At 61.6% G+C, this 13,374-nt stretch carries 8 protein-coding genes; all 8 read left to right on the plus strand.

Translation table 11 applies throughout. The features are described 5' to 3' along the window. Nucleotides 1-420 precede the first annotated feature (420 nt). The 8 genes from glgA (at nt 421) to T3A99_RS05505 (ending at nt 13,372) form a co-directional block, all read left to right on the plus strand. Complete coding sequence (glgA, locus tag T3A99_RS05470; RefSeq protein WP_047226572.1) at nt 421-1,992, plus strand: glycogen synthase GlgA; 1,572 nt, start codon at nt 421-423, stop codon at nt 1,990-1,992. Between the two features lie 7 nt (nt 1,993-1,999). Continuing rightward, the gene (gene treZ / locus T3A99_RS05475) at nt 2,000-3,802 is read left to right on the plus strand and encodes a malto-oligosyltrehalose trehalohydrolase (RefSeq protein WP_047226573.1); all 1,803 of its coding nucleotides are present in this window, start codon (nt 2,000-2,002) and stop codon (nt 3,800-3,802) included. Continuing rightward, nucleotides 3,799-5,877, plus strand: a complete 2,079-nt coding sequence (gene malQ / locus T3A99_RS05480) for a 4-alpha-glucanotransferase (protein WP_139050374.1) — start codon at nt 3,799-3,801, stop codon at nt 5,875-5,877. Before treZ ends, malQ begins: the two co-directional genes overlap by 4 nt. After that, the gene (locus tag T3A99_RS05485) at nt 5,874-8,660 is read left to right on the plus strand and encodes a malto-oligosyltrehalose synthase (RefSeq protein ID WP_322834028.1); all 2,787 of its coding nucleotides are present in this window, start codon (nt 5,874-5,876) and stop codon (nt 8,658-8,660) included. The genes malQ and T3A99_RS05485 overlap by 4 nt, the downstream gene beginning before the upstream one ends. 20 nt (nt 8,661-8,680) lie before the next feature. Then, nucleotides 8,681-9,007, plus strand: coding sequence for a DUF2934 domain-containing protein (locus tag T3A99_RS05490; RefSeq protein WP_107322529.1), 327 nt, complete (start codon nt 8,681-8,683; stop codon nt 9,005-9,007). Between the two features lie 209 nt (nt 9,008-9,216). Further along, nucleotides 9,217-11,376, plus strand: coding sequence for a glycogen debranching protein GlgX (glgX, locus tag T3A99_RS05495; RefSeq protein ID WP_092397872.1), 2,160 nt, complete (start codon nt 9,217-9,219; stop codon nt 11,374-11,376). Between the two features lie 248 nt (nt 11,377-11,624). After that, the gene (locus T3A99_RS05500) at nt 11,625-12,389 is read left to right on the plus strand and encodes a PIG-L deacetylase family protein (protein WP_047226578.1); all 765 of its coding nucleotides are present in this window, start codon (nt 11,625-11,627) and stop codon (nt 12,387-12,389) included. 182 nt (nt 12,390-12,571) lie between these two features. Further along, nucleotides 12,572-13,372 carry an endonuclease/exonuclease/phosphatase family protein gene (locus tag T3A99_RS05505; protein WP_047226579.1) on the plus strand — a complete coding sequence of 267 codons (801 nt, stop codon included), beginning with the start codon at nt 12,572-12,574 and terminating at the stop codon, nt 13,370-13,372. Nucleotides 13,373-13,374: the final 2 nt, after the last annotated feature.

The raw sequence follows: 13,374 nt of genomic DNA on the forward strand, positions 1-13,374 counted from the left end.
CCCATTCCCCATACACCCATTACGTTTCCAGAAACTGCACTTCGTCGGTGCGTATCCCCCTTTGTCGTGTAAGACATTGCCGCCAACAAAGCTGATTGTCGGACAATTCGACGAAGCGCGCCGCACCGCTCTAGGTTCTGACCTAGACTGCCAAACCGGGGAGAAAACCGACCGGTCGTCCAGACGAAAAAAAGTGGAAACTTTTCGCAACGGCGACGGGTCAGGTTAGAGGTAGGGCAACAACGGCTGGTGCAGTCCTTGCAAGTCCTTGAAGCAGCCCCTTCACCTGATTCGCTTAACCGCATTGGGCAGCGCTTTGCTTACCTTGCGTAGCGCTTGTGCGCCTGGCCGCAGGATTCGGCCAATGAAACAACAGCTCTGGCGCTTGCCGGAAACAGATCGAGAAAATGGGAGAAAGTTATGATCAGTGCTGCCTTGGAACCACAGCAAGTCCGTTCTCAACTTCCGCTGGCGACTGACTCGCCGACGGCACCGGTGCTGGCCACCGGTGGCAAGGCACTGCTCCCGGTCGTCAGGCAGAATCCCAATCGCAAGAAGGTATTGTTCGTAACCTCGGAAATTGCCGACCTGGTCAAAACCGGCGGCCTGGGCGATGTTTCTTCCGCCCTGCCCCGGGCCATGGCCGGCCTGCATGACGTGCGGGTGCTGATCCCCGGTTACCCGCAGGTGATGAACAGCGGCAACCCGATCCACATCATCGGTGAACTGGGCGGCCACGCCGCGCTGCCGCCCTGCAAGATCGGGCGCATGGACATGGCCGACGGCCTGGTGATCTACGTACTGATCTGTCCGGAGCTCTTTGCCCGTGAAGGCTCACCCTACGGGGCCAACAACGGTCGCGACTGGCCCGACAACCACATTCGCTTCGCCCGACTGGGCCTGGCCGCGGCGGATATCGCCGCCAACCTCGCCCAAATCCACTGGTGCCCCGATCTGGTCCACGCCCATGACTGGCCGGCCGGTCTGGCGCCGGCCTACATGCACTGGCGTGGGCAACGCACGCCTACCCTGTTCACCATTCACAACCTGGCATACCAAGGCGTAGTGAGCCTGGCCTCCTGCCCGGAGCTGGGTATCCCGGAGCACGCGCTGCAACAGGAAGGCATGGAGTTCTACGGCAAGTTGTCGTTTCTCAAGGCCGGCATGGCCTACTCCAGCCATATCACCACGGTTAGCGCCACCTACGCCCAGGAAATCACTACCCCGGCATTCGGTTGCGGGCTCGACGGTTTTCTTGCGGCTAAAACACAACAAGGCCTGCTCAGCGGCATTCCCAATGGCATCGACGAGAGTTGGGACGCGGCCACCGATACGCACTTGTTCCGCCAGTTCGCCATGGGTGACTGGGAAGGCAAAGCCGTGAACGCGGCTCATGTACGCGATCTGTTCGGTCTCGACGACTCCAGCGGCCCGCTGTTCGCCGTGGTTTCGCGCCTGGTGTACCAGAAAGGCCTGGACCTGACCGAAGCCGTCGCCGAGTTCATCGTCGAATCCGGGGGCCAGATCGCGATCATCGGTCGCGGCGAACCGGAGGAAGAGCAAGCCATGCGTGAACTGGCGCTGCGTTTTCCCGGACGCATCGGTGTACGCATCGGCTTCAACGAAACCGACGCGCGGCGGATGTTCGCCGGCAGCGACTTTCTGCTGATGCCTTCACGCTACGAGCCCTGCGGCTTGAGCCAAATGTACGCCCAGCGCTTCGGCTCGCTGCCGGTGGCACGCAATACCGGCGGGCTGGCGGACACCATCGAAGACGGCATCACCGGCTTCCTGTTCGATGAGTCCACCGCCGAAAGTTACAAACAGGCATTGAGCCGGGCCTTCAAGGTCTTCGAGTTCCCTGACCTGCTCAACGCGATGCGCTGCCGGGCCATGTCAGCGCCATTCAACTGGTGCAAGGCCGTGGAACCCTACGCCGAACTCTATGAACAGCTAGTGGCCAAGTCACTGGGTAAATCGGCCAGACAATGAGGTAACAATGCCGTCAAGGACGCCTGAAACCTGGACCCATGGCGCGGTCATGCTCGATGCCGAGCACACCCGCTTCGCCCTCTGGGCCCCGGATGCTTTTTTTGTGAGTGTCGAACTCGACACTGGAGATTCAATACCGCTACTGCCCCAGGCCGATGGCTGGTTCATGATCCAGACCCGCTGCCCCGCCGGCACTCGTTATCGCTACAACATCGACGGCGAACTGGAGGTTCCCGACCCGGCGTCCCGCGCCCAGGCCGGTGACATTGACCGCCACAGCGTGGTGGTCGACCCTCATGCTTACCGATGGCGCCATACCCAATGGTCCGGGCGCCCCTGGCATGAAGCTGTGATCTATGAGTTGCACGTCGGCGCCCTCGGTGGTTTCCAAGGCGTCGAACAGCACCTGGCGCGCCTGGCTGGATTAGGGGTAACCGCCATCGAACTGATGCCGCTGTCGCAGTTTCCCGGTGACCGTAACTGGGGCTACGACGGCGTCCTGCCCTACGCTCCCCAGGCCTCCTACGGCACGCCGGAACAGCTCAAGCACTTGATCGACAGCGCCCACGGCCACGGGCTGGCGGTGATTGTGGACGTGGTCTACAACCATTTCGGCCCCGACGGCAATTATCTGCACCGTTACGCAAAAGGTTTTTTCCGCGAAGACAAGCACACCCCCTGGGGCGCGGCAATTGACTTCCGGCGCCGCGAGGTGCGGGACTTCTTTATCGACAATGCGCTGATGTGGCTGCTGGAATACCGTTTCGACGGACTGCGCCTGGACGCCGTGCATGCGATCGAAGATCCGGATTTTCTCCAGGAACTGGCCGCCAGGGTGCGCGAACAGGTAGATCCGGTTCGGCATGTCTGGTTGACCGTGGAAAACGAACACAACCAGGCCAGCCTGCTGGAGCACGGCTATGACGCCCAGTGGAACGATGACGGGCACAACGCCCTGCACGTGCTGCTGACCGGCGAAACCGACGCCTATTATGCTGACTATGCCCAAGAGCCGACGGAACAATTGGCACGCTGCCTCAGCCAGGGCTTTGTCTTCCAGGGCCATATCAACCGCCACGGCGAGCCCCGGGGCGAACCCAGCGGTCACCTGCCCCCCAGCGCCTTCGTGCTGTTTCTGCAGAACCACGATCAGATTGGCAACCGGGCACTGGGTGAACGCCTGCACCAACTGGCCCCGCCTCAGGCCGTGCAAGCGGCGACGGTCTTGTTGCTGTTGTCGCCGATGATTCCGCTTCTGTTCATGGGCGATGAAGTAGCCGCCCGGCAACCCTTCCTGTTTTTCACCAGCCATCACGGCGAGCTGGCGGAGCTGGTTCGTGAGGGTCGGCGCAACGAGTTCAAGGCGTTCAGTGCCTTTGCCGATCCCGAAAAGCGTGAGCGCATCCCGGATCCTAACGCGGCTGATACCTTCGAGGTGTCGAGGCCTGAGCTGGAGGCGCAGCACGCTGAGCAACTAGCCAGTGAAACACTCTATCGACAACTGCTGAAAATCCGCCGTGAAGTGATCGTCCCGCGCTTGCCCGGAGCCCAGGCCTTGGACGCCGAAGTGCTGGGCCATGGCGCAGTCAGCGCACGCTGGCGCATGGGCGACGGCAGCGTGTTGCGCATTGACCTGAACCTCAGCGATCAGCCGGTCAAGCATACCGCTCAAGAAGAGGCCGAGATTCTTTTCGAACATCCGCAGCACGCCATGGGTCTGTTGCAGCAAGGGGCCCTGGCGCCCTACAGCGCGCTGGTCAGTCTGACGCACGCGGCAAACTTGCCCAACATCACTGGAGAGCGCCTATGAGCGATGCGCAACTGGAAATTCTCGCCGGCCGAGCGGGCCTGGCGGTGGACTGGATCGACGCCAACGGCCGGGCGCAGAAAGTCTCGCCCGCCGTCTTGCGTTCAGTCCTCATCGGTCTGGGCCATCCAGCCGGGACCGCCCAGGAAATCGACGCCAGCCTGCTGCAATTGCAACAGGACCAACAGAATCATCAATTGCCACCGCTGATCACCGCCGATGTCGGCGCCAGCGTGGATCTGAGCCGCTACTTCGAAGCCGCCACGCCCTGCGAAATCCAGCTCGAGGATGGTGCCACACTGAACCTGAAACTCGACGCCGACGCCAGGTTGCCGGGGATGGTCCCGGTGGGTTACCAGCACGTCAGCATCCAGGACCAGCATTTCACCCTGGCGGTCGCGCCAGCACATTGCTATAGCGTGGCCGATGCGGTGGATAATCCGACGCCCCGCGCCTGGGGCCTGAGCGCGCAGTTATATGCGCTGCGCCGCCCCGGCGACGGAGGTTTCGGTGACACCCAGGCCCTGGAGGAGTTGGTACGGGTCGCCGGCGAGCGCGGTGCCGACGCCCTGGCGATCAGCCCGATGCACGCGATGTTCAGCAGCGACACCGGCCGTTACAGCCCCTATTCACCGTCCAGCCGGCTCTTCCTCAACAGTCTCTATGCCGCGCCGGGCACCGTTCTCGGCGAACGCGCGCTGCGCGCGGCCATTGACGCCACCGGTTTGACCAACCAACTGCGCAATCTGGAAGAACAACCGCTGGTGGATTGGCCCGTGGCGGCCCAGGCCAAGCAGAAAGTCCTGCGCGCCCTGTACGACGGCTTCAGCCAGGGCGAGCATCCATTGCATGAGGATTTCAGCAGTTTCCGCCACACCAGCGGCGAACCCCTGGAGAATCATTGCCGCTTCGAAGCCCTGCAGGCCGAACGTGCGGCTCGGGGAGAGAGCCTGGACTGGCGCCATTGGCCCGAAGAATGGCGCAACCCGCGTAGTTCGACGCTGGCGCATTTTGCCGAGGAGAACGCCGACGAAATCGGCTTCTACGCGTTTTGCCAGTGGCTGATTACCCGGTGCCTGGAGCGCGTCCAGAGCGCGGCTAAATCCAGCGGCATGGGCATTGGCCTGATCGCTGACCTGGCAGTAGGCGCCGATGGTGGAGGCAGCCAGGCCTGGAGTCGGCAGGATGAACTGCTCGCCTCGTTGACCGTGGGCGCACCGCCGGACATCCTCAACCGCTCCGGCCAAGGCTGGGGCATCTCGGCATTCTCGCCAGAGGGGTTGGTACGCAATGGTTTTCGCGCGTTCATTGAGATGCTACGGGCCAACTTCGCCCACGCCGGCGGCTTGCGCATCGATCATGTGATGGGCTTGCAGCGCCTGTGGGTGATCCCCAACGACGCCCCGCCCAGCGATGGCGCCTACCTTTATTATCCGGTGGACGACCTGCTGCGTCTGCTGGCCCTTGAATCCCATCGCCATCAAGCCATCGTCCTGGGCGAAGACCTCGGCACCGTGCCCGAGGGCCTTCGCGAGAAGCTCAGCGCCCGGTCGATCCTCGGCATGCGCGTGCTGTTGTTCGAACAGGACAACACCCACTTCAAACCCATCCTCGACTGGCCGGACAATGCCCTGGCCACGACCAGTACCCATGACTTGCCGACCCTCAATGGCTGGTGGCACGGCCACGATATCGACTGGAATGCCCGGCTGGACCTGATCGATTCCCACACCGAGATGGACTGGCGCAGACACCGCGAGCGTGAACGTGAAGGCCTGAGCAATGTGTTGAATCAGGACCCGCAGAACTTTCGTGAAGAACACCAGGATACCGACGAGATACTCGACGCCAGTGTGCGTTTTCTCGGCCATACCCGTGCGCCGCTGGTGTTGCTGCCCCTCGAAGACGCCCTGGGCATCGACGAGCAGGCCAACCTGCCTGGCACTACCGATACCCACCCCAACTGGCGGCGTCGCCTGGCGTGTGACAGCCAGGTGCTGCTGGATGACCCGGGCGCCGCCCGGCGTCTGGAAATCCTCGCCTGCGCAAGGCTTCAGGCGAACGAGCGTGACCGATGAATCAGACGTTGATCCAACCATTGCGGGCGACCCTTCGCCTGCAATTTCATAAAGGCTTCACCTTGGACGATGCCATCCCCCAGGTGCCGTACTTCGCATCGTTGGGCATCAGCCATATTTACGCCTCGCCACTGCTCAAAGCCCGCGCCGGCTCCATGCATGGCTACGATGTGGTCGATCCGACCCAGGTGAACCCGGAACTGGGCGGCGAAGCGGCGCTTCGACGCCTGGTCGCCAGCCTGCGTGAGCACCGAATGGGGTTGATCCTCGATGTCGTGTCCAACCACATGGCCGTCGGCGGCAATGACAATCCCTGGTGGCAGGACCTGCTGGAATGGGGACGTTTGAGCCCCTTCGGCGAGTTTTTCGATATCCAGTGGCATTCTCCCGACCCCTTGATGGAGGGCCAACTGTTGCTGCCGTTTTTAGGCAGCGACTACGGAGTGGCCTTGCAGGAAGGCACCCTGAAGTTACGCTTCGATGCCACACAAGGCAGCTTCCTGGCCGAGCATTACGAGCATCACTTCCCTATCTGCCCCATGCAGTACGGCGAATTACTCAAACCTGCCGAAACGCTGCCATCCGAACAGGCCGAATCCCTCAAGGCGTTGGCCGAGCGTTTTACCACGCTGAACTACCAGACCGACGCCCATACCCTGGCCCGACCGCTGCAGCAGCAATTGCAAGAGCTGGCCAGCCAGCCGGGCATTCAGGCCGCGATCGAAGATAATTTGCTCGCCTACGACTCCCAGCAACCCGAGGGGTTCGAGCGTTTGCATCAGTTGCTGGAGCGCCAGAGCTACCGGCTCGCCAGTTGGCGCACGGCGGCGGACGACATCAACTGGCGGCGCTTTTTCGACGTCAATGAGCTGGGTGGCCTGCGGGTCGAGCGCCCTGCGGTGTTCGAAGCCACCCACGCCAAAATTTTCGAATTGATATCCGAAGGATTGGTGGACGGCTTGCGGATCGACCACATCGACGGTCTTGCCGATCCTCGCGGCTACTGCCGCAAATTGCGCAGGCGTCTTGATTCGCTTTCGCCCTCGCGGCACCTGCCCATTTTCATTGAGAAAATCCTCGGCGATGGCGAGAGCCTGCGTCGGGACTGGAACATCGACGGCAGTACCGGTTACGAGTTCATGAACCAGATCTCGTTGCTGCAGCATGACCCGGCCGGTGCCGAACCCCTTGCCGAGTTCTGGAGTCGCCACAGCGAGCGACCGGCGCACTTCATCGAAGAAGCCCGTCTGGCCCGTCAACAGATTCTCAATGGTTCCCTGGCCGGAGACTTCGAAAGCGTCGCCCAGGCCCTGTTGCAAGTCGCGCGGGACGACGTGATGACCCGTGACCTGACCCTCGGCGCCATTCGCCGCGCGTTGCAGGAACTGATCGTGCACTTCCCGGTGTACCGCACCTACATCAACCCGCTCGGCCGCTCCAACGAAGACGATGTGTTTTTCCGTCAGGCCCTGGAAGGCGCCCGACAGACCCTCAGCGAAGCCGACTGGCCGGTGCTCGACTACCTGGCCGACTGGCTCGGCGGCATGCCCTGGCGGGATCGCCCTCGGGGCGGTCAGCGCAAACGGCTGCGCCATGCTTGCGTGCGCTTCCAGCAACTGACCTCGCCAGCCGCCGCCAAGGCCGTGGAAGACACGGCGCTTTATCGTTCGGCAGTGCTGTTGTCGCGCAATGACGTGGGCTACAACACCGAACGGTTCAGCGCCCCGCCGCAAGCGTTTCATGACGCCTGCCTCGAACGGCTGGAGCATTTCCCTGACAACCTGATGACCACCGCCACCCATGACCATAAGCGCGGCGAAGACACCAGGGCGCGGCTGGCGGTCATCAGCGAACGAGCTGATTGGTACATGGCGTGCGTGGACCAGTGGCGCATTCTTGCGCCATCGCTCCACAGCGACCCCGCCGCTCCTTCAGCCGGTGATGAATTGATTCTGTACCAGGCGCTACTGGGAAGTTGGCCGCTAGACCTGGATGTGCACGACCACACGGCACTGGCCGACTACAACGAGCGCATGTGGCAATGGCAACGCAAGGCTTTGCGCGAAGCCAAGTTGCAAAGCAGTTGGTCGGCCGTCAACGACGCTTATGAGCAGGCGACCCAACTGTTCCTGGAGCGGCTGTTGCTCGGTGATGAGGGGCTGCCTCTGCGCAACGCCCTCGCCGAAGCGGTCCAGGTCATCGCCCCGGCGGGCGCCCTCAACAGTTTGGCGCAAACCTTGCTGCGCATGACTGTCCCTGGTGTACCGGACCTGTACCAGGGTAATGAGTTCTGGGATTTCAGCCTGGTGGATCCGGACAACCGCCGCCCGGTGGATTTCCTGGCGCGCCGCGAGGCAATGCAAACACCAGGCACCCCAGCGCAACTGGTAAGCACCTGGCGCGATGGCAGGGTCAAGCAAGCGTTGATCGCCAGGACACTGGCCGTACGCACCGAACACTTGCAACTGTTCCAGCAAGGCCGCTATCAGCCATTGCAAGTGGTTGGCGCGCAGGCCAAACGGGTCCTGGCCTTTATGCGTGAGCATGAGCAACAACGGGCAATCATAGTGGTACCGATCCATGCCGCTCGCCTGCTGGAAAACGGTGCCGTGCCGCTGGTGGCTGCATCGGACTGGGGCGACACCCGCGTATCACTACCGTTTGCCCGTGGGGATGAAAAGCTGAAGGGACTTTTTTCCAGCGCGGCAGTCACACCCCAAAGGGAGCTGATGGTCAGCGACGCGCTGGGGGATTTCCCGGTCAATGTCTTTATCCAATCTTGAGTTCAGTCAGGAGCACTGCGATGAGTACCGACGATAAACGCATTCGTGAATTCGCCTATCAGATCTGGGAATCCGAGGGTAAGCCTGCCGGGCAGGAAAAACGCCACTGGGAGATGGCTCGCAAACTTGCCGAGGCCGAAGCCCTGGCACCGAGCAAACCCGCCAAGGCCGCCGGTAAACCAGCGGCGAGCAAGCCTGCCGCGACCAAGAGCACCGCAGCCAAGCCTGCCACGAAAAGCACTACGCCCAAGGCCAAGCCTGCAGCCAAACCTGCCGCTGTCAGCACCGCGGCGGAAAAACCTGTGGAGAAAAAGCCACGAGCGCCGCGCAAGCCGCCGGCTAACTGATCCATACCTGACATCCGCCTCAAGGGCATGCGCCCCCGTTCTGCCAAGGGCGCGTGCTGACGCCACACCAGGCCGACGCCTGGATGCGCGGTGTCGATCAATGGTGCCGCTAGGCGGCACAGCGGGAGCAAGCTGCCTCGCCACAGTGAAACGAATAGATTTTAAGTGAACAGCATTGCCGTATCTGTCTGTCTTTTGCAGGAGCAACTATGACCCATCCAAAAAACACTACGCCGCCGCCCGTTATCGAGGCTTCGCGGATTCGTGAAGGGCTGCCTTTCCCGCTGGGTGCGACGTGGGATGGCCTGGGGGTCAATTTCGCGCTGTTCTCAGCGAACGCCACCAAGGTTGAACTGTGCATTTTCGATGATACCGGCGAAGTCGAGCTCGAGCGTATCGAGCTGCCGGAGTACACCGACGAGATTTACCACGGCTATCTGCCTGACGCCCATCCGGGGATGATCTATGGCTACCGGGTCTATGGCGCTTACGACCCGGAGAATGGCCACCGCTTCAACCCCAACAAACTGCTGATCGACCCCTACGCCAAGCAACTGGTCGGCCAGCTGAAGTGGTCCGAGGCACTGTTTGGCTACACCATCGGCCACCCGGACGGCGACCTGAGTTTCGATGAACGCGACAGCGCGCCCTTCGTACCCAAATGCAAAGTCATCGACCCGGCCCATACCTGGGGCAACGACCAGCGTGTCAGTGTGCCGTGGGACAAGACCATCCTGTATGAAACCCATGTTCGCGGCATCAGCATGCGTCACCCCTCGGTTCCGGAAAACCTGCGAGGCACCTTCGCCGGATTGATGGTGGACGATGTGCTCGAACACATCCGCAAGCTGGGTGTTTCATCGGTGGAGCTGCTGCCCGTCCACGCGTTCGTCAATGACCAGCACCTGCTGCACAAGGGCATGACCAACTACTGGGGCTACAACAGCATTGCCTTCTTCGCCCCGGACCCGCGTTACCTGGCCAGCGGCAAAATCGCCGAATTCAAGGAGATGGTTGCGCACCTGCACGAGGCCAACCTGGAAGTCATCCTCGACGTGGTCTACAACCACACCGCTGAAGGCAACGAGCAAGGCCCTACCCTGTCCATGCGCGGCATCGACAATGCCTCGTACTACCGGCTGATGCCGGATGACAAACGCTACTACATCAACGATTCCGGCACCGGCAACACCCTGGACCTGAGTCACCCGTGCGTGTTGCAGATGGTCACCGACTCCCTGCGCTACTGGGCCACGGAGATGCACGTCGACGGCTTCCGTTTCGACCTGGCGACTATTTTGGGTCGATACCACGATGGCTTCGACGAGCGCCACAGTTTCCTCGTCGCCTGTCGCCAGGACCCAGTGTTGCGCCAGGTGAAAATGATCGCCGAGCCGTGGGATTGCGGCCCTGGTGGTTATCAGGTGGGTGGGTTCCCGCCAGGCTGGGTGGAGTGGAACGACAAATTCCGCGACACGGTGCGCGCATTCTGGAAAGGCGACGACGGCCAACTCGCCGACTTTGCCAGCCGCATGACCGCCTCCGGCGAGATGTTCAACCAGCGCGGTCGTCGCCCATACGCCTCGGTGAACTTCGTAACCGCCCACGACGGTTTTACCCTGCACGACTTGGTGTCGTACAACGACAAACACAATGAAGCCAACGACGAAAACAATCAGGACGGCAGCAACAACAACCTGTCCTGGAACCATGGCGTCGAAGGCCCGACAGACGATCCTGAGATCAATGAACTGCGTCAGCGACAGATGCGCAACTTCTTTGCGACCTTGCTGCTGGCCCAGGGCACGCCGATGATCGTCGCTGGCGATGAGTTCGCTCGGACCCAGCACGGCAACAACAACGCCTATTGCCAGGACAGCGAGATCGGCTGGGTCAATTGGGACCTCAGTGAGGATGGCGAGGCGCTGCTCAAGTTCGTCAAGCGTCTGATCAAACTGCGCCTGACCTACCCGATCCTGCGGCGCGGGCGGTTCCTGGTGGGCAATTACAACGAAGACCTGGGCGTCAAGGATGTCACCTGGCTGGCCCCCGATGGCAGCGAGATGACCACCGAGCAATGGCACGACGGCCACGGTCGGTGCCTGGGCATGCTGATGGACGGGCGCGCCCAGGAAACCGGTATTCGTCGCAAGGGTGGCAACGCGACCCTGCTTCTGGTGGTCAATGCCCATCACGACATCGTCAACTTCCGCCTGCCGGAAGTGCCCGAAGGCAGTTTCTGGACATGCATGGTCGACACTAACCAGCCGAAGGTGCGTGGCCAGGAGCGTTTCGATTTTGACTACGAATACTCCGTCACCGGCCGCTCGCTGTTGTTGTTCGAGTTGCAACGTGAGGAGGAGGAATAAACCTTCGATAAACGGGTGAAAAAACACAACCGCAGGGACGCGGTTTGTTCACCCGCTTAGTCCCCGCGCAGAAAAACAGCATTCGCAACAACATGGGGCGCGACGAATCGCCCAACATGATCAATACTTGGCGAGCGGTAGATTCCAGGATCGGAACATCGCCGCTCGCAGTCAGGCCCTGGTGGGCACCACCGGGCAATCGGCCCGGTGCATGGCTGAAAGATTGAATACAAACAGGGACGTCTCTCATGAAACTCGCTTCTCGCTTGCCAGGTCGACAGCATCCGCAAATATGGAACAGCGCCCCCCAGCTGGCCGACATTCCCATCATCAGTACCCAGACCCTCATTCCCGCTGGCGCACGCGCCGTCATCCTTGCTCCGCATCCGGGTGATGAGGTCGGTGCCTGTGGCGGTCTGCTCCAGTTGCTGAGCAATCTGGGTCATCCCATCTTGCTGATCTCGGTCACCGACGGCAGCATCAGCCATCCCGGCTCACCGCTGTGGACCGATGAGCGCCAGCATGCCTACCGCCCCCATCCCCAGGAAAGCGTGGACGCCCTGCATCGCCTTGGGGTACCGGCCCGTGGCATGCAGTGGGTGCGCGGTGGTTTTCCGGAAAAAACCCTCGCCGACCATGAGGCTCAACTGAGCGCTTTCATCGCTCGGTACTTGAAGCCGGGCGACGTTGTGTTCAGTACCTGGCGCAAGGATGGTGACAGCGACCATGATGCCGTTGGCCGCGCCGGGGCCCTGGCCGCCGAAAGCATTGAGGCGGTGTTCATTGAGCTGCCGGTGTGGGCCTGGCACTGGCCGGTCCGTGAGCAAAACAAGATCCCTTGGCACCGGGCCCGCAAGCTGCGCCTGGATATCTGGACCACCGCCCGCAAACGGCACGCCATGCACGCCTACGCCAGCCAACTCAACGGTGAGCCCGCCAGCGGCATCGCACCGTTGGTGCCACGGGTCATTCTTGATCGCATGGGTTTGCCCTATGAAATAGTGTTCATCTGACCACCGCCAATCCAGTGTGAGGCATGTCACAAAAGCGATGCCCCCTACCCTGTGGGAGCGAGCCTGCTCGCGATAACGGTGGCTCAGCGGGTGACGTGATTGACCTGGCAACGGGGAAAAATCCGGAACTGCGGCAGCCACCATAAGTCGCATGAACAGGTACGTCTGATTCAGGAGTGAACGTGACTGGCGATCCCAACCGGCAAGCCGCCGAATCAACGCCTTTGGACACGCCCGCGGCGGTCCATCGGCTACGGGTTCTGACGGTCAATACCCACAAGGGTTTTACCGCCCTCAACCGTCGTTTCATACTGCCCGAGCTGCGTGAAGCGGTACGCAGCACCGGTGCCGACCTGGTGTTCCTGCAGGAAGTGCTGGGCGAACACGACCGCCACGCTTCGCGCTACGAGAACTGGCCGCCAATGTCCCAGTACGAGTTCCTCGCCGACAGCATGTGGAGCGATTTTGCCTACGGTCGTAACGCGGTGTATCCCGATGGCCATCATGGCAATGCCTTGCTGTCCAAATACCCGATCCGTGAGTTTCGAAACCTCGACGTTTCCATTACCGGTCCCGAGCGGCGCGGACTGCTGCATTGCGTGCTGGACGTACCCGGTCATGCCGAGGTCCACGGAATCTGCGTGCACCTGAGCCTTCTGGAAAGCCATCGCCAGTTGCAGCTCAAATTGCTCTGCCAATTGCTGGATTCGTTGCCCGAAGACGCCCCGGTGATCATCGCCGGTGATTTCAACGATTGGCAGTTGCGCGGCAATACCGCCCTCGCTCGTCGCCAATACCTGCACGAAGCCTTCGAGCACCACCACGGTCGTCCGGCGAGGACCTACCCGGCGCGTTTCCCCCTGCTGCGTCTGGACCGCATTTACCTGCGCAACGCCACCAGCCATGCCCCGCAAATCCTGGGCAGCAAACCCTGGACACACCTGAGCGATCACCTGCCGCTTTGCGTGGAAGTGCATTTGTGAGG

Origin of the sequence: Pseudomonas sp. N-137 (genome assembly GCF_034555295.1) — a bacterium.
Lineage (GTDB): Bacteria > Pseudomonadota > Gammaproteobacteria > Pseudomonadales > Pseudomonadaceae > Aquipseudomonas > Aquipseudomonas rhizophila.

What these genes read in the sequence shown, in the direction of transcription:
- glgA (WP_047226572.1), top strand. Translation starts at nt 421, where the DNA reads ATGATCAGTGCTGCCTTGGAACCACAGCAAGTCCGTTCTCAACTTCCG.
- treZ (WP_047226573.1), top strand. Translation starts at nt 2,000, where the DNA reads ATGCCGTCAAGGACGCCTGAAACCTGGACCCATGGCGCGGTCATGCTC.
- malQ (WP_139050374.1), top strand. Translation starts at nt 3,799, where the DNA reads ATGAGCGATGCGCAACTGGAAATTCTCGCCGGCCGAGCGGGCCTGGCG.
- T3A99_RS05485 (WP_322834028.1), top strand. Translation starts at nt 5,874, where the DNA reads ATGAATCAGACGTTGATCCAACCATTGCGGGCGACCCTTCGCCTGCAA.
- T3A99_RS05490 (WP_107322529.1), top strand. Translation starts at nt 8,681, where the DNA reads ATGAGTACCGACGATAAACGCATTCGTGAATTCGCCTATCAGATCTGG.
- glgX (WP_092397872.1), top strand. Translation starts at nt 9,217, where the DNA reads ATGACCCATCCAAAAAACACTACGCCGCCGCCCGTTATCGAGGCTTCG.
- T3A99_RS05500 (WP_047226578.1), top strand. Translation starts at nt 11,625, where the DNA reads ATGAAACTCGCTTCTCGCTTGCCAGGTCGACAGCATCCGCAAATATGG.